Origin of the sequence: Amycolatopsis sp. DSM 110486 (assembly GCF_019468465.1) — a bacterium.
Classification (GTDB): Bacteria; Actinomycetota; Actinomycetes; order Mycobacteriales; family Pseudonocardiaceae; genus Amycolatopsis.
Genome location: NZ_CP080519.1, coordinates 7,547,112 through 7,562,984, shown reverse-complemented (window position 1 = coordinate 7,562,984; position 15,873 = coordinate 7,547,112). Strand labels below are relative to the sequence as shown.

14 protein-coding genes are annotated in these 15,873 nt (G+C 72.1%); 3 read left to right on the top strand and 11 right to left on the bottom strand.

Annotated elements, in window-relative coordinates; genetic code table 11:
* Nucleotides 1–5: 5 nt before the first annotated feature.
* Together K1T34_RS36625 and K1T34_RS36620 are read right to left on the bottom strand one after the other, a co-directional pair.
* Nucleotides 6–473 carry a MarR family winged helix-turn-helix transcriptional regulator gene (locus K1T34_RS36625; protein WP_220239296.1) on the bottom strand — a complete coding sequence of 156 codons (468 nt, stop codon included), beginning with the start codon at nt 471–473 and terminating at the stop codon, nt 6–8.
* Complete coding sequence (locus tag K1T34_RS36620; protein WP_255638821.1) at nt 470–1,837, bottom strand: MFS transporter; 1,368 nt, start codon at nt 1,835–1,837, stop codon at nt 470–472. The genes K1T34_RS36625 and K1T34_RS36620 overlap by 4 nt, the downstream gene beginning before the upstream one ends.
* Before the next feature lie 368 nt (nt 1,838–2,205).
* On the opposite strand from K1T34_RS36620, the gene K1T34_RS36615 reads away from it, so the two are divergent.
* Nucleotides 2,206–2,802: a hypothetical protein gene (locus tag K1T34_RS36615; protein ID WP_220239294.1), complete on the top strand. Its 597-nt coding sequence runs from the start codon at nt 2,206–2,208 to the stop codon at nt 2,800–2,802.
* Between the two features lie 207 nt (nt 2,803–3,009).
* Here K1T34_RS36615 and K1T34_RS36610 read toward each other — a convergent pair whose 3' ends face one another.
* Complete coding sequence (locus K1T34_RS36610) at nt 3,010–5,220, bottom strand: phosphocholine-specific phospholipase C (RefSeq protein ID WP_220239293.1); 2,211 nt, start codon at nt 5,218–5,220, stop codon at nt 3,010–3,012.
* A gap of 290 nt (nt 5,221–5,510) precedes the next feature.
* Here K1T34_RS36610 and K1T34_RS36605 point away from each other — a divergent pair, with 290 nt between their 5' ends.
* The gene (locus tag K1T34_RS36605) at nt 5,511–6,068 is read left to right on the top strand and encodes a hypothetical protein (RefSeq protein WP_220239292.1); all 558 of its coding nucleotides are present in this window, start codon (nt 5,511–5,513) and stop codon (nt 6,066–6,068) included.
* Nucleotides 6,069–6,113: 45 nt separating this feature from the next.
* Here the strand turns inward: K1T34_RS36605 and K1T34_RS36600 are convergent, their stop codons facing one another.
* The 7 genes from K1T34_RS36600 to K1T34_RS36570 form a co-directional block, all read right to left on the bottom strand.
* Nucleotides 6,114–6,698: a CGNR zinc finger domain-containing protein gene (locus K1T34_RS36600; protein WP_220239291.1), complete on the bottom strand. Its 585-nt coding sequence runs from the start codon at nt 6,696–6,698 to the stop codon at nt 6,114–6,116.
* A 151-nt stretch (nt 6,699–6,849) separates the two neighbouring features.
* A complete protein-coding gene (locus K1T34_RS36595; protein WP_255637808.1) occupies nt 6,850–7,650 on the bottom strand; it encodes an enoyl-CoA hydratase/isomerase family protein in 801 nt (266 codons plus the stop codon).
* 10 nt (nt 7,651–7,660) lie between these two features.
* Nucleotides 7,661–8,554, bottom strand: coding sequence for an alpha/beta hydrolase (locus tag K1T34_RS36590; RefSeq protein WP_220239290.1), 894 nt, complete (start codon nt 8,552–8,554; stop codon nt 7,661–7,663).
* A 1-nt stretch (nt 8,555) separates the two neighbouring features.
* A complete protein-coding gene (locus K1T34_RS36585) occupies nt 8,556–9,671 on the bottom strand; it encodes an alpha/beta fold hydrolase (RefSeq protein ID WP_220239289.1) in 1,116 nt (371 codons plus the stop codon).
* Nucleotides 9,672–9,872: 201 nt separating this feature from the next.
* On the bottom strand, nt 9,873–11,207 hold the full coding sequence (locus K1T34_RS36580; protein WP_220239288.1) for a M14 family zinc carboxypeptidase: 1,335 nt from the start codon (nt 11,205–11,207) through the stop codon (nt 9,873–9,875).
* A gap of 111 nt (nt 11,208–11,318) precedes the next feature.
* On the bottom strand, nt 11,319–12,266 hold the full coding sequence (locus K1T34_RS36575) for a threonine/serine dehydratase (RefSeq protein WP_220239287.1): 948 nt from the start codon (nt 12,264–12,266) through the stop codon (nt 11,319–11,321).
* A 20-nt stretch (nt 12,267–12,286) separates the two neighbouring features.
* On the bottom strand, nt 12,287–13,156 hold the full coding sequence (locus K1T34_RS36570; RefSeq protein WP_220239286.1) for a MurR/RpiR family transcriptional regulator: 870 nt from the start codon (nt 13,154–13,156) through the stop codon (nt 12,287–12,289).
* A gap of 115 nt (nt 13,157–13,271) precedes the next feature.
* Between K1T34_RS36570 and K1T34_RS36565 the strand changes: the two genes are divergently transcribed.
* Nucleotides 13,272–14,828 (top strand): gamma-glutamyltransferase family protein, encoded by a 1,557-nt coding sequence (locus K1T34_RS36565; RefSeq protein ID WP_220239285.1) that lies wholly within the window; start codon nt 13,272–13,274, stop codon nt 14,826–14,828.
* A 65-nt stretch (nt 14,829–14,893) separates the two neighbouring features.
* Here the strand turns inward: K1T34_RS36565 and K1T34_RS36560 are convergent, their stop codons facing one another.
* Nucleotides 14,894–15,862 carry a threonine/serine dehydratase gene (locus K1T34_RS36560; RefSeq protein ID WP_220239284.1) on the bottom strand — a complete coding sequence of 323 codons (969 nt, stop codon included), beginning with the start codon at nt 15,860–15,862 and terminating at the stop codon, nt 14,894–14,896.
* Nucleotides 15,863–15,873 lie beyond the last annotated feature (11 nt).

Below are 15,873 nucleotides of genomic sequence, written 5' to 3'. Positions count from 1 at the left end.
GTCCTTCAGGGACGCTCGGTGTGCGGCGCGCCGGTCTCGGCGAGCTGGTCGATGGCGCCCACGAGCTCGGCCAGCGCCGGAATCGCCGACGCGATCAGGTGCCGCCACGCCGGGTGCAGCCGGTCGATCGCCGCGGCGAGGATCTCGGCGTTGTGGTGCTTGTAGCGGTCCACGGCCGCGCGCCCGCTCTCGGTCAGTTCGAGCTCGACCGTCCGCCGGTCCTCACTGCCGCTGGTGCGCGTGACGAGATCACGCGCTCGCAGCCCGGTGACCATGGTCGTGACGGAGTTCGGCGCGAGCTTCAGCAACTGCGCGACGCGGCTCGGGCGGGCGCCGGGATTCTCGGCCAGGCACGAGAGCAGTTCGAGCTGCGCGACCGACAGCGTGTTGTCCGGGTCAGCCGTGCGCGCGGCGCGGCGCATGGCGCGCCGGAGGCGGGCCACGACGTCGGCGAGGTTCGGCTCGGGCGTCATGCGGTGCGGGGTGCGCGGGGGCCGGCGGCGAGACCCGTGCCGGCGGCGAGCACCGCCGCCACGGCCAGGGCCGCGAGCGCGAGCGAGCGGCCGCCGGTTCCCCCGGTGTGCAGGCACAACGTCACGAGTGCCACGCCCAGCGCCGTGCCGAGTCCGCGGGCCATGTTCACCAGACCTCCTCCGGTGGCCGACATCCGGGTGGGGATGGCGCCCATGACGGCCGAGTTGTTCGCCGGGATGAACACTCCCAGACCGAGCCCCACCGCGAACAGCGACACGCCTGTTTCCCACGGACCGGACACCCCCATCAGCACCGCGCAGCCGACCGCCGCCAGCGCCGCTCCGGCGCCGATGCGAACGCGGGAGCCGAGTCCCGCGGGCAGCACGCGATCAGCCGCGACGGCGGCCACCGCGAACCCGGCGGGCAGGCTCGTGAGCACCGTGCCCGTCGCACCGTGCGCGCCCAGGACCTGCGGCAACAGCGCCAGCGGCCCGAACAGCACGAGGTACCCGCACAGCGCGCCGGCCAGGCCGAACGACACGACCGGCGGCCGCAGCACCGCGAGGCGCAGGATCGGGCTCGCGGCCGAGTTCTCCCGCACCACGAACGCGGCGGCCGCCGCCACGCCCGCCACGAGCAGCGCCGGCACCGCCCAGCCGGGCAGCGCCAGCCCCGACAGACCCGAGATGGCCAGCAGCAGCGCGGTCGACGCCGTGGCCAGCAGGGCCACGCCCGCGCCGTCGAAGCGGCCCAGCGGCGTGCGCTCGCGGGTGCGCGGCAGCAGGTACCGCCCGGCGATCAGGCCGACGAGGCCCACCGGCGCGTTGACCAGGAACACCCACCGCCAGCCGACGGTGTCCACGAGCAGGCCGCCGACCGCGGGCCCGAGCGCGAGGCCGAGCGCCTGCGCGGCGGCCTGCACCCCGAGCGCCGCGCGCATCTTCTCGCGGCGCACGCTGCCCACCACCAGCGCGACGCTGTTGGCCTGCAGCATCGCCGCGCCGAGCGCCTGCACCACGCGGAACACGACGAGCCACGTCAGCGTCGGCGCCAGCCCGCACGCGATCGACGCCGCGGTGAAGACGCCGAAGCCGTAGACATAGGTGAGCTTGCGCCCGTGGGCGTCCGCGAGCCGGCCGACCGCGGCGAGCAGCCCCACCAGCGTCAGCAGGTAGGCCAGCGACACCCACTCCACCGCCGCCAGCGGCTCGCCGAACTCGCGCTGCAGCGCCGGGAACGTGAGCGTGACGATGCTCGCGTCCAGCTGGCCCATGAACGCGCCGAAGCACACCGCGCCCACCGCGAACCAGCCCGCGAGCCGGTGCTCGCGCACCACCCGCGGCCGCGGCCGCTCCACCAGCATCGCCACAGCGGTCCCCTTCGCCGACAGTTCGTTCTCACACAGAACTACTTTTCCGCGAACCTCGCCACCCCAGCGCGACCAACCCCACACAACTAACTCTGCACCCGAACGACCGATGCTCCCCAACGAGACCACTCCAGCGTCTCGACTCAACCCCACCAGCGAGATCGCGTCGGTGTTTCGTCGGGGCGGTTCGATCGGCCGCCAGGCCGATCCGACCGCCCCGACGAAACACCGATTCAAAGGCGATCTCGCACGCCTCGGCGGAGCCGAGGCAGACAACTCTGTTTCACATTGAGACACGCAACTGTGCCGCGGTGCGGTGTGATGGCCGCAACACTTCCGCCGGCAGGACAGGAGCGTCCGGGATGTCCCAACCCACGGCACCGGTCAAGAACGCGCGCCAGCTCAGGACTCCGCTGGCGCTCGCGCTGGCCGACCTCGCGGCGATCTTCGACGACCTGCAGTTCACGCTGCGCTGTTGCGAACGCCTGGTCGTCGAGCTCGAACGCGGCGAGGCGCAACGCGACCCCGTGCTGATCGAATCGCTGTGGGTCTCGGCCCTGAACTCCTACGCGCGCTGCTTCCGCCCCGGCGAACGCGGCATGGGCCTGACCGAGGACGACCTGAAGGCCACCGGTGTGCAGGGCGAGGTGCTCGAGTGGCACGGGTTGCTGCGCAAGATCCGCAAGCACCTGGTGCTCGGCGAGGCCAACCCGCGCGAGGTCTACTCGATCGGGGTCTCGCAGGCGGCCGACGGGAGCCCCGAGGGCATCGTGATCACCTCGGCGATCCACCCGCTCGTCGACGATCTCACCGTCCGCCAGACCGGCCGGCTCGCCTTCGAGCTGAGCCGTCTGCTCGACGAGCGCATCAAGGAGCACCAGAAGAAGGTGTTCGCCGCCGTCGAGGAGCTGCCGAAGGGCAAGCTCGACGAGCTGCCCGACATCGAGATCACCAGCTGAGCCAGGCCGGTCCCGGCTGAGGCCGGCTGTTGCGGCCACGTGACACGCGGCCGGGAAACGCACGTGTCCTTCGGGCAGTCCGCCACGAGAAACGGGCACTCCACCGCTGTGGCGGGTGCGCCGCGATGGGCCCGGGCGATGACCTGGTGTGGGCGCGGGTGCGCGAGCCTTCCCTCGCGCACCCGCGCCCTTGCCATTCCTCCGGCGTCAGCCGGTGATGCTGTCCGAACCGTCCTCGAGGTGGCCCACGTAGCGACGCGACCAGGACTTGTCGCCGTCCAGGGTCACGGTCACGTCGTACCAGCCGTGGTCCGAACCGCACGGGTCGACCGAGTGCAGCGTGCGGCCGTGCGCGGACACGCGGTAGGTCTTCGGGCGGTCGTCCGAGTACTGGTTGTGCTTCACGGTGAAGGTGACCGGCCGCGAACTGTTGTTCTCCAGCTCCAGCAGCAGCCGCGGCCGCGAGCCGAAGCCGAGGATGCCGTCGAAGTAGGCGGCGGTGACCTTCGCGGTCTGACCGGCGGCGTCGAGGTCGCCGGTGAACTGGCGCAGGAACCGGTTCGGGCCCACCACCGTGATGTCGTAGCGGTTCCCGGCGAGCTGCACCGCACCCGGCACGGTCTTGTCCCAGATCGTGCTCGACGGCGCGACCGTGTACTGGCCCGGGAACTTCGCCGGGTAGTCCTTGAGCGACGGGGTCGCCTGGGTGTTGTCGTACACGGCGAAGTGGCTGGCCTTGCGCACGTGCTTGCCGTTGTTGCTGAACGACAGCTTCGCCTGCGTCGAGCCGGGCGAGGTGGTGAACCCGTCGAGGTTCGCGTTCGGCTGGTACGGCAGAGCGCGGGCCTTCTTGGTGCCCGGCTCCTGCTTCGGCATCTTGTTCGTGGTCACCGGCGGCTGGTACGAACCGCCGGCCGGGTCGCCGATCACGGTGGTCTTCGGCAGCCGCGGCAGGCCGTACACCGGCGAGTGGAAGTCGAACGAGCCGGTGAGGTCACCGCACACGCTGCGGCGCCACGCGCTGATGTTCGGGCAGTGCGCGGTCTTGCCGAGCGCCTCGGTCCACTTCTCCAGGAACTGGATCACCGACGTGTGGTCGGAGACCTCCGAGGTGACCCAGCCACCGCGGGTCCACGGCGAGATCAGCAGCAGCGGCACGCGGAAACCGAGGCCCACGGGCATCGGCTTGGTGAGGCCGGCATTGGCGAGCGCGCCGGAGGACTCGAGGTAGAACTCGTCTTCGTCGGCGCCGGGCGCGGGCACAGGCGGCGGCACGTGGTCGAACTGGCCGTCGTTCTCGTCGTAGTCGATGATCACGAGCGTCGAGTTGAAGACCTCGGGGTCGGCGTTGAGGGCCTCGAGGACGTTGTTGACGTAGTAGGCACCGTCGTTCGGCGAACCGTCCGGGTGCTCGGAGAAGGCCTGGTTCGTGACCATCCACGAGACCTTCGCCAGCTTGCCCGCCACCACGTCGGCGCGCAGGGCGTCGGTGAGGTTGTCGGCGTTGGCGCTCAGGCCGGTGTGCGGCTCGGGGACGATCGCCACGCCGTTGTCGTAGAACACGTTGCCGGGCGCGGCGGTGCCGCCCTGCGACGGGTCGAGCTTGGCGAAGGTGTCGAAGTACTCGACACCGTTGTCACCGTAGTTGTCGGAGCCCTGGTAGACCTTCCACGAGTAGCCGGTCTTCTGCAGGGACTCGGCGTAGCTCTCCCACAGCAGGTGCTTGCCGAGCTCGTCGCCGCCGTTGAAGGCCACGTAGTCGCCGTGCAACTTGTCGGCGTTGATCGAACCGCTCCACAGGTAGGTGCGGTTCGGGCCGGTCGCGCTGAGCACGGAGCAGTGGTAGGCGTCGCCGACGGTGTAGGTGTCGGCCAGCGCGTAGTGCCACGGGATGTCCGAGCGGTCGAGGTACCCGAGGGTGGTCGGGCCGCCCTTGGCGTAGTACCAGCCGTTCATGAGGCCGCCGTACCAGGCGCCGTGCTGGTCGTCCCAGCTGTGCGAGGTGCCGCCGTAGCCCTGCGCGCCGACCTCGGAGGTGGGCGGCTGGTGGTTGGCCGGGTACTGCGACACCTTGGCGTCGGACAGCTTCCACGGGAACTGGGTACCACCGGCCGGGGTGGTGGGCGCCGTCGTCGGCTGCTGGAACACCGAGTTGCCGCCGGGCAGCGTGATCGCCGAGCGGTCGCCGAAGCCGCGAACGCCCTTCAGCGAGCCGAAGTAGTGGTCGAAGCTGCGGTTCTCCTGCATGAGGATCACCACGTGCTTGATGTCCCGCAGGTCGCCGTACCGCTTCGACGGGACGGGCGGCCGGGGCGACGCCTCGGCTTCGGTGGCGGCCAGCGCGCCGCCGCCGACGACCGCGGCACCGGTGACCGCCGCGGCAGCGCCGAGGAAACCTCTTCGGGAAAGATCGGACATGGGTGAGAACCTCCGGTAACGGCCGGCACGCGCGAGAGAGCGCGTGGGACGGCCGAAACCTACGGTCGCGGAACTGGTTCAGGGCGAACTCGACCTGAACACTCCTCGACGCGCGTCGGAACCGTGGCCGGGCTCGTCCGACCGGCGCAGTCCACACCGGACAGAGCGGACAGCCGGCCACCGCGAGGGCACCCGTGAGTCACGGGTTGATCACAGCCGCAACGCCGGGCGCGCACAGCCGTCTTTGCCCGTGACCGCAAGCTTTTCGCGAATCCTGGGGGAATGATCACATGACGCGGACAACCGTGTTCAGAGGCGCTCTCGTCGCTGCTTCCGTTTCGGCGGCGGTGCTCGCCACCGCGTGCTCGGGTGCGCCCGCCGCACCGCCGGCACCGGTTCCGTCAGCCCCGTTGTCCACCTCCGTCGCCCCGACCGCAACGCAGGCCCCGTCGTCTTCCGCGCAGCAGCCGGGCCAGTCCCAGCAGCCGGTGGCGGCGGCCGCCGCCGGGCTGAAGTTCCCGGGCAAGAGCCTCGAGGTCCGGTTCTACCGCTACGACCGCGCGAGCGGGATGGCGGAGTTCTTCCTGGTCACACTGGCGCCGAACGGCGGAGCCGGCCCGCACCTCGTCGACGTGCCGGGTCCGCACCGGCTGCCGCTGGCCCCGAACGCGACGATCGAGTCCGTCGACCCGGCCGGCTTCCCGTTCGAGACATGCCCTCCCACCGAGTGCTCGACCGGGATCGAGCTGCAGAGCGTGCTGAGCCAGTACGGCGGCAGCGGGCTGTTCGCCGACGCCGCCGTGAACGCCGCCGACCAGATCACCGACATCCACGAGATGCCGTACTGACCCGCGACGGGTGCCCGGACTCGAGGTCCGGGCACCCGTCGCGGGTCAGGTGCTCTGCTGGGTACGCCGGCGGGCGCGGTAGGCGCGCAGGTTGACCGCGTTGCCGCAGATCTGCACGTTGTGCCACACGCCGCTGTTGTTGCGGGAGCGGTCGTAGAAGGCGACCGCGCAGCGCTTGTTGCGGCAGGTCTTCAGGCGCCGCCAGCGGTCGGCGCGCTGTGCCTCCAGCACCTCGATCAGCACGATCGACGCCACGCGCCGCCAGCCGGTGCCGCGGGGCTCGGGCCGGATCCAGCCGTCGGCGCCGGGCTGCAGCAGCACGGGCGCGCTGTGCAGCAGCGCCGCGCCGGCTTCGGGGTCGTGGTCGGTGAAGTCGCGCAGCTCCTCGCGCAGGTCGCGCAGGCGCTCGACGTCGTCGCCGGACAACTGGACACGTTCGGCCGGGCGTTCGGTGGCCCCGGCCCACCGTTCCAGCGCGCTGTCCAGCCACTTCTGCGCGTCACCGACCTCGGCGAGCAGGTCTTTTTCGCGGGGCTTGCCGGCCGAGAGCGTGTTGAGCAGGTCGTGCACGAAACCCAGCCCGCCCGGGCTCACCTCGAGCTCGTAGCGATCCGTCGCCGGCCAGTTCATCCGTACTCCTCCCGGCAGAGCCATCACGTCATCAACTCTGTCGGCTCGACTATACCGCCTCCGAGCTGCACGCAAGACAGAACCGGCATTCCGCCCCGGCCGACGCAGGTGGACGGCGTTCGGCTGCGTCGGCTGACGGCGGTCCGACGACTCAGTGCCCGTCGAACGTCAGCACCGGCCGCGGCTGCCCCGCCTTGTATGCGGTGATCGCCGACGCCAGGCCGCGCCGCACGTCGCCGGTCTCGAACAGCGGCATCGAGAGGTCGAACAGCACCTGGTCCGCGGCCGCCGTGCCGCCGACCTCCCACGTGCGCAGCAGCGCCTTGTGCACGGCGTGCGCCCGGGTCGGGCCCTGCGCCACGCGGCGCGCGAACGCCAGCGCCTCGGCGAACACCTGCTCGTCCGGGACGACCCGGTTGACGACGCCGGCCTCGGCCATCACCGTCGCCGGCACCGGCTCGGAGGTGAGCGCCCACTCCATCGCCCGTGCCCGGCCCGCCCGCGCGGCGACGCGGTGGATCCCGCCCAGCAGCGTCACGATCCCCAGCGTCTGCTCGGGGTGGCCGAACCGGGCCGACTCGCCGGCGAAGAGCACGTCGGCCCGCAGCGCCAGTTCGAAGCCTCCGCCGAAGCACAACCCGTGCACCGCGGCGATCACCGGCACCGGCAGCTGCTCGAACGCGTTGAACGCGCGCAGGAAGAGCTCGAACGACGCGCGCAGCTCCCGCCCGTCCTGCCCTTCCCACGGCACGATGTCGCCGCCGTAGCTGAAGTCCGGGCCTTCGGCGCGCAGCACGACGGCACGGGCGCCGCTGCCGGTGATCTCGTCGACGGCGGCCACCAGCTCCGTCGTCATCGGGACGCCGATGCGGTTCTGTGGCGGATTGTGGAGCGTGAGCACGGCGACGGCGGCGTCCTCGGCACCGTCTCGGGTCAGGGAAAGCTGCGGCACGGTGGACTCCTCAGGACAGGTGCTGCTCGAACCAGGACCGCGCGGCGGCGCTGGAGCGGGCGAACTCGGTGACGTACGGGTCGAAGTGCCCGCCCGGGATCAGTTCGAGCCCCTTCGGCTGCAGGGCGCGTTCGTAGGCGGCGAGCGCCAGGTCGGTCACGGTGATCGTGTCGTTCAACGCGACGACCAGCAGCAGCGGCGTCGGCGACACACGGCTGACCCACGCGCCCGGCTCGTACATCCGCGCGGCACGCGTGGAGCGCACGGTGACCTGGTTCTCCCAACTGCCCTCGGGGATGTCCTGCAGGTAGAACCCGACCGCGTCCGGCGCGCGGTAGGAGGCGGGCACAGCCGGGTCCGTGCTCACGATCGTCTGGCTGCGCGGGGGTTCACCCCGCCCGACCGCGCGGTCGTCCTCGGCGAACGCGTGCTCCAGCGCGGCGACGCCGTCCGGCGGCACGCGGCGCAGGCCCTGCTCGACACCGCTGATCGTCGGCACCTGCGCGACCACGGCCTTGAGCCGCCGGTCGGTCGCGCCCAGCACGATCGCGTGGCCGCCGGCGTAGCTGGTGCCCCACAAGCCGATCCGCTCCGGGTCGACCTCGGGGCGGGCTTCGAGGAAGGTGAGGGCGCGGCGCCAGTCGGCGATCTGGCGCCAGGGGTCCACGTCCTGGCGCGGGGTGCCGTCGCTGGCGCCGAACGTGCGGTGGTCGTGCACCAGCACCACGAACCCGGCGTCGGCGAACGCCTCGGCGAAGGGTTCGAGGCCGTGTTCTTTCACGCCGGCGTAGCCGTGGGCCATGGTGATGGCGGGCCGCGGCCCGGGCGCGTCCGGCACGAACAGCCAGCCGCGCAGGGTCACGCCGTCCTCGCCGGCGAACTCGATGTCGCTTCGTGTGGTCATGTCAGGCCTCCTGGTGGAAGTGAGCGGCCGCGAGGTCGGGCAGGCGCCGGCCCAGCTCCGCGGAGAACTTGAGCGCGCCGCCGAGCGGGCGGTGGTGGATGGCCGCGTGCACGATCCGGCCGGCCTCGTCCTTGGTCAGCACGGTGACGCCGAGCAGCGTCGCGCCGCCGAACGCCACGGCCTCCCACTCGAGGTAGGTGCGCTCGCCGGACTCGGTCTGGTGCGTGAACTTCAGCGACTCGTAGATCCCGCTGGCGGCGGCCATCACGCGCTGCACGTTCTCCCGGCCTTCGACGGGCTCGAGCAGCGTGCCGGCTTCGAGGACCACGTCCTCGGCGAACGTCTCGCCGAACGCGTCGGCGGTCTTGCGCGAGAACCCCGCGGCCCAGCCGCGCGCCTGGCCGCCGGCGAAGCCCGCGATCAGCTCGGCGAGACGGGCGGGCGCCTCCGCGTGCGTCCAGTGACCCGCGCCGGCGACCACCTCCGTGACGGGCGCGGCGAAGCGGGGTGCGACGGCGCCGGCCACGAGGTCCGCCGTGACGAACGGGTCGTCCCCGCCGCGCACGATGAGCACCGGACCCGGGTACCCGCTCGGCGCGTGCCCTTCCGGAGCGCCGTTGTTCCAGCAGGAGGCGAACGCGCGCACCACCTCGGGACGCAGGCGCAGGCCGGCCGCGCCGATCCGTTCGGAGGTTTCGGCGCTCAGGTTCGGCGAGAGGTTCGCCCGCGCCGCGCGCTGCGCCTCGGCTCCGGCCTCGCCCAGCGAGCGGAACGGTTCGATGACCTCGTCGGGCAGGCGCGTGCCCGCCAGGGGCACCGGGTTCACGAGCACCAGCCCGCTGGTCAGCTCGGGCCGTGCCGCCGCGACCAGCTCGGCCACAGCCGAGCCCATGCTGTGGCCCACCAGCAGGAACGGGCCGCCGATAGCGTCCACAGTGGACAGCACGTCGGCCGTGAACCGGTCGTAGGTGAACGGCCCCGCCTCCGCGGCACGGTCGCCGCTGCCGGCGAGGTCCACGGCCACGTACTCGCCGTCGGCCGGGAGCGCCCCGACGACCCCGTCCCAGACCCGGTGGTCGTCGAGGAACCCGTGCACGAAGACGGTCGGTTCGGCCATGGATCTTCCCCGATCAGGTCGTCCCGGCGTCGGGCGACTGCCGGTGAATGACCCAACCGTAGACCGTTAGCCTCTGTCATGCCAGGAGCCACGCCAGGTGACTCCGGCCACAGATCACAGGGTCAGTGCCCGGAGGTTCCCGACTCAGGACCGTCTTCGTGCCGGGTTACGACAGAAGTGAACGGAAATAGTAGCCCGCACTCACTGCCGGTACGGCGCGGCGGCTGCCTGCGCGGCGGTGATGAACGCGCCCTTGTTCTTCGGCCAGAACGTGCTGTCCACACAGGAGTACTTCGGCAGGAACCCGCCGCACGTGCCGCTCGACGCACCGACCTCGAAGGTGAAGCTCGCGACGCCGAGGGTGCCGTAGGTGAAGTCGTCGGTCGTGCCGCTCGTGTCGTAGCCGACGGTCTCGCGGTTGGTGCCCACGACGTAGCCGTTGGAGGCGGTGAACTTCGCGCCCAGCTTGCGGTACTGCGCGTCGTTTGGCGAGGTCGCCTGGGTGAAGCCCCACGGGATCACGATGTCGTTGCCGTAGCTGTGCAGCGTGATCATCGTGCCGCGCGCGGTCGTGGGCGCCGGGTCGTTGTTGCCGGTGCCGCGCTGCACGGGGTAGATCGCCCGGAAGAACTTCTCCAGCGCCTGGGTTTCCGGCTCCGAACCGGCGCTCGCGCCCTGATAGGTCTCGGCGCACGGCGAGTTCGAGTCCCCGCCCCACTGATAAGTGGAGTTGCGGTTCACGTCGATGCCGACGTTGGTGCCGGAGCAGCCGCCGCGGGTGTTGTCGGCGTTCTTGCGCTGCAGCTTGGGCGAGTTGCCGCCCGAGGCCACGATGTCCACGCCGTCCGGGTTGGCGATCGGGATCACCCACACCTCGGTGGTGTCCAGAATGGACTTCGCGGTCGGGTCACCGGCGTAGCCGTTCGCGAGGTAGTCGATCCAGCGCCACGCGAGCTCGCCGGTCGAGATCTCGCGCGCGTGGATCTGGGCCATCAGCACGAACTTCGGTTTGGCCGAGGCCGTGGACAGCGTGCAGTCGCCGGCCTGCTTCTTGCTGAGGCAGATGGCTTTCAGGTCGTGTCCGCCCTGGCCCTTGGTCTTCTTCCACGACGAGCCGAGCGTGTACACGGTCGCCAGGTCCGGGTGCGCCGAGGCGACCTGGGTCAGGTGTGCTTCCTGCGCGGCGACGGTGCGGTAGCCGCCGTAGAAGGTGTCGGCCGCGGCCGCCCGCGCTGACGCGGCGGGCACGTCCTTGTAGACGGTGTCGAAGTACGACGGTTGATACCCCAGCGTCCGCAGCTTCCGGGCCACGGCCTGGTCCCCCACGACGTACGCGGCTTCACGGTCGGATTCGGCGACGTCGAACCCGGCGCGCGCGAGCCCCGCCACCTGGTCCGCGGTCACCGGCACCCGCCAGAACACCGGCGCGCCGGACCCGGGCGCGGCGGCCGTGGCGCTGGTGGCGCCCGCGGACAGGCCCGCCACCAGCACTCCGACCGCCGCCAGCGCGGCCTTCCACGACGACCTGACCTTCATCGGGGCTCCTCACGGATGCGTCGGGGGACGGACCGACGGTGACCGTCCCGCAACGCACAGTGTGGCGGCCCGGGACAAACCCGGCACACCCACGAAAGTCGGAACTCCCGCTCAGCCCTCGGTGAGGATCGTGGCGAGCAGCTCGGCGGCGATGTTGCGCCCGGACACCACGAGCACGATCGGCCGGTCGAGCGGGACCAGGCCCTCGCGCAACGCGGCCAGCGCCGCGGCCGACGAACCCTCCGCCACCAGTCCCGCCGTGAGCGCGAACTCGCGGACCGAGCGGCGGATCGCGGGCTCGTCGACGTCGACCAGCCCGACGCCGGCCTCGCGCACGATGTCCGGCGTGATGGTGCCCGGCTCGAGGTTGCCGACCAGCCCATCGGCGATGGTGTCCCCCACCGGCACGGTCACGAGGTGTCCCGCCGCGACCGCCGCGGACACGGCGTGGCACGCCGCGGACTCGACGCCGACCACGCGCACGTCCGGTTTCGCGCGACGGGCGCCGAGCGCCGTGCCGGCCAGCAGCCCGCCCGAGCCCGTGGGCACGACGATCGTGAAGTCCTCGCCGAAGCTGTCGGCCACCTCGCCGACGAGGGTGCTCTGGCCGGCGATCACGTACGGGTCGTTGTAGGCGGACACGAACTTCATCCCGCCGGCCGCCAGCTCCAGGGCCTTCGCTTCCGCGCCGTCGTAGCCGCCAGGCGCGAGCACGAGGTCCACCGGGTAGGTGCGCAGCGCCGAGATCTTGGCCGGGGAACCGTCTTCCGGAACGACCACTGTGGACTGCGCGCCGAGCAGCCGCGACGCGTGCGCGATGCCGAGCGCGTGGTTGCCCGCCGACGCCGTGACGACCGGCGTGCCGTCGGCGGCGTACGCGGTGAGGGCGGTGACGCCGCCGCGGACCTTGAACGAGCCGGTGGGCTGCGCGCCCTCGTACTTCAGGAACACCGGCACGTCGAGACCGGCGGCATGAAAGGGCAGGAGCGGGGTCGGCGCGAGGTTACGCGTGACCGTTTCCCTTGCCTGGTCGAGGATGGCGTCGGCGATCAGGGGCATGGCTCTCCTTCGGGGACGGGTCAGGCTTCCGGGGCGAGTTCGCGGCGCAGGCGGGTGAGCAGTTCGTAGGTGTCGACGGCGGGGTCGCGTCCGACGGCCATCGTGGCGAGCACGAGCATGTCGGCCAGCAGCATCCCGCCGAGCGGTTCGGCAGTGAGCCCGCCCGCGGACGCCTCGTCGCGCAGGACGACGTCGACAGCACTGGTGAGCTCCTCGCCGAGGTTCTCGGTCACGAGAATCAGCCCGGCCCCGGCGGCGCGGGCGTGAGCCACGAGCAGCTCCAGCTCCGGCAAGGCGCGGCCGGGCGCGAAGATCACCACGGCGTGGCGGGCGGAGAGGCTGAGCAGGTCGTCGGCGAGGGTGAAGCCGGTGGCGCCGGAGAAGACCGCGAACTTGCCGATGCGGTTCAGCTTCAGGGCGAGGTAGCGGGCGCTGAGCTCGTTGACGCCCCAGCCGTAGCAGAAGACCGTGGCCGCGGGCGCGATGAGCTGCAGCGCCTTCGCCAGCGCGGCCGGGTCGGTCTTGCGGCCGAGCCCGGTGATCCGCTCACGGGCGTCACCCAGGACCCGTTCCGAGGTGGCGGAGAAGTCCCGCGCCGTGCGGGAGAGCTGGAGGCGTTCGCTGATCTGGGGTGGCGCGGTCGTGGTGAAGTTTTCGCCCAGCGCGGCTTTGAGGTCCGGGAGCCCGGCGTACCCGAGCCGGCGCGCGGTGCGGACGACCGTGGCGTCGCTCGTGCCCGTGGTGCGGCCGATGTCGCCGGCGGTGGCCAGCATGATCCGCTGCGGCGGCGACGCGACGAGGTACCGCGCGACGACGCGTTCGGTCTTGCTCAGCCGGGTCCACTCGTGGTTGACCCGGCTCGCGAGGGTGCGCGGTTCTGAAGTATCCAATTCAGCTAGTGCCGTTTCTGTCGTCACTGCTACAGTGACCGCAGCTTACCCCGCCGGGCCGGGACTGCCCCGGGCCTCGCCGCGCACACCCGCCCGCCGCGAAGAAGGAGCTGCTTTGTCCCCGATCACCGGCGCCATCGCCTCGCCGCACGCCCTCGCCACCCGCGCCGGGGAGCAGGCCTTCCGCGCGGGCGGCAACGCCATCGACGCGGCGCTCGCGGCCGCGACTGCACTCACCGTCGTCTATCCGCACAACACCGCTCTCGGCGGTGACCTCGTGGCCCTCGTGCGCACCCCCGACGGCTCGATCACCTGTGTGAACGCCACCGGCACAGCGCCGGCCGCCCGCGACCTCGCCGCACTGCGCGCCCGCCACGGTGAGCGGCTGCCGGAACGCGGGCCCGACACCATCACCGTGCCCGGCGCGGTACGCGGCTGGGAGGCCCTGCGCGGTCACGGTGCCGCGCTGGACTGGTCCGCCCAGTTCGCCGCCGCGATCGGGTACGCGGCCGAAGGCGTCCCCGTGGCGCGCTCGCTCGCCGCCGCGCTCGTGACGGACCGGGCGCTCCTCGACGCCGACGCCGGCTCGCGCGCGGTGTTCGGTGCGTCCCTTCGCGAAGGCGACCTGCTCGTGCAGCCACGTCTCGCGGATTCGCTGCGCGCGATCGCGTCCGGCGGACCCGGCGAGTTCTACGAAGGCGCGGTGGGCGCGGCCCTGGCCCGTGGCCTGCGGGCCCTCGGCTGTCCACTCACGACAGCCGACCTCGCCGGGTACGTGGCCAGGGACACGGCCGCGATTTCCGCACCGCTGAGCGGTTTCCGCGTGCACACCAGCCCGCCCAACACGCAGGGCTTCGCGCTGCTGCGGACCGTGCGGGCGCTGGCCGAGCTGGGCTTCGCCGCCACTCCGTGGACGGCCCCGGCCGCCGTGCTGGGCCGCCTGTTCCACGACGGCACGCGCGTGCGCGACACCCTGCTGGCCGACCCCGCCTTCGCCGCCACGGACGTGGAGAACGACGGGTTCGCCGAGCTGATCGCGGGACTGCGAGACCCGCGCCCGGCCGACGCGGTGGCGGCTCCCTCGATCCCGCGCGGCGACACCGTGGGCGTGGCGGCGGCCGACTCCGCGGGTTACGCCGTGTCGATCATCCAGAGCGTGTTCGACAGCTTCGGCGCCGCCGTGCTGGAACCGGAGACCGGCATCATCCTGCAGAACCGCGGCACGAGCTTCTCGCTGGATCCCCGCTCCCCCAACGTGATCGCGCCCGGCAAACGGCCCAAGCACACGCTGATGCCCGTGCTCGTCACGCGCGAGGACGGGCGCGTCCGCTGGGTGAACTCGACGATGGGCGGGCACGGCCAGCCGCAGATCCACGCGCAGGTGCTGCTGCGGCTGCTGGCCGGCGACTCGCCGGCCGAAGCCGTGAGTGCGCCGCGCTGGGTCGTCGGCGCGCGGGCCGAGGGCCAGGCCTCCGACACGGTGCACCACGAAGCCGACCTCGCGGCCGAGACCGTGGCGGACCTCGCCGCCGACGGCTTCCCGCTGCGGGAAGTCCCTGCGCGCACGGAGTTCCTGGGCCACACCAACGTCGTCTCGCTCGCGCCGGACGGCACCCTCACCGCCGGCAGCGACCCGCGTTCCGACGGCTCCGCCGCCGTGGTCCCGGAGTGACCGGGCGCCTGCGGCCCGGTTGAAGGGCCCGGGTGGCGAGCCGTCGGCCCGCCACCCCACCCGGCTCACTCCTGCGCGAGAGCCATCGCGCCCAGGAACGTCTCGAGCGCCACATTCCGTCCACAAAGGACGACCGCGACCTTTTTGCCCCGGTACTGCTCGGCCGTGCGGATCAGACCCGCGACCGCGACACCGGCGGCGCCTTCGACGATCCAGCGCTCCCCCTCGGCGATCTTCCGCATGGCACGGGCGATCTCCGGCTCGGTGACCGTGACCGTCTCGTCGATCACTTCCTGGCAGATTCCGAACGTGACGGAGCCAGGCTCCACCGCGCCGGCCGAGCCGTCGGACAGCGTGGGGAACTCCGGCGTCTCGATGATCTCGCCGGCCTTCAGCGAGTCGAGCATGCAGGTGGAGGCCTCGGGCCACACGCCGACGACCTTCGTCCGCGGGCTCAGCTGCTTCAGCGCCGTGCCCGTGCCGCCGATCAGGCCACCGCCCCCGGTGCAGATGAACACGGCGTCGAGGTCGGGCGCCTGCTCGGCCAGCTCGACGCCGAGCGTGCCCTGGCCCGCGACGGTGTCGAGGTCGTTGTAGGGCGCCACGTACGGCTTGCCGAGGCGCTCCGCCTGCCGGCGCGCCTCCTGCTCGGCGTCGAGCGCACCGCCCTCGACCACCACGAGCTCGGCCCCCATCGCCCGGATCGCGGCGATCTTGGCCGGCGTGGTGTAGGAGGCGACATACACGGTGACCCCGACCCCGGCGAGGTTGCCGGCGCGGGCCACGCCCTGGCCGTGGTTGCCGGTCGACGCGGTGATCACACCGGTCCGCTTCGCGCTCTCGCCGAGCACGCGGATCTTGTTGGCCGACCCGCGCACCTTGAACGAACCGGTGGGCATGAGGTGCTCGGTCTTGAGCCACACATCGCACTCGAGCTCGTCCGACAGCAGCCGGCTGCGTTCGAGCGTGCTCACCGGCACCTGCGGGCGGATGCCCTGGTGCGCGTCGAGAATGCGGTCGAAGAGGGTGGGCACGCTGGGCTCCT

Bases quoted from the DNA above. Each gene is read 5' to 3' on its own strand.
- K1T34_RS36590 (WP_220239290.1), bottom strand. From the start codon at position 8,554: ATGACCACACGAAGCGACATCGAGTTCGCCGGCGAGGACGGCGTGACC.
- K1T34_RS36605 (WP_220239292.1), top strand. From the start codon at position 5,511: ATGACGCGGACAACCGTGTTCAGAGGCGCTCTCGTCGCTGCTTCCGTT.
- K1T34_RS36580 (WP_220239288.1), bottom strand. From the start codon at position 11,207: ATGAAGGTCAGGTCGTCGTGGAAGGCCGCGCTGGCGGCGGTCGGAGTG.
- K1T34_RS36575 (WP_220239287.1), bottom strand. From the start codon at position 12,266: ATGCCCCTGATCGCCGACGCCATCCTCGACCAGGCAAGGGAAACGGTC.
- K1T34_RS36585 (WP_220239289.1), bottom strand. From the start codon at position 9,671: ATGGCCGAACCGACCGTCTTCGTGCACGGGTTCCTCGACGACCACCGG.
- K1T34_RS36610 (WP_220239293.1), bottom strand. From the start codon at position 5,220: ATGTCCGATCTTTCCCGAAGAGGTTTCCTCGGCGCTGCCGCGGCGGTC.
- K1T34_RS36625 (WP_220239296.1), bottom strand. From the start codon at position 473: ATGACGCCCGAGCCGAACCTCGCCGACGTCGTGGCCCGCCTCCGGCGC.
- K1T34_RS36620 (WP_255638821.1), bottom strand. From the start codon at position 1,837: ATGCTGGTGGAGCGGCCGCGGCCGCGGGTGGTGCGCGAGCACCGGCTC.
- K1T34_RS36600 (WP_220239291.1), bottom strand. From the start codon at position 6,698: ATGAACTGGCCGGCGACGGATCGCTACGAGCTCGAGGTGAGCCCGGGC.
- K1T34_RS36615 (WP_220239294.1), top strand. From the start codon at position 2,206: ATGTCCCAACCCACGGCACCGGTCAAGAACGCGCGCCAGCTCAGGACT.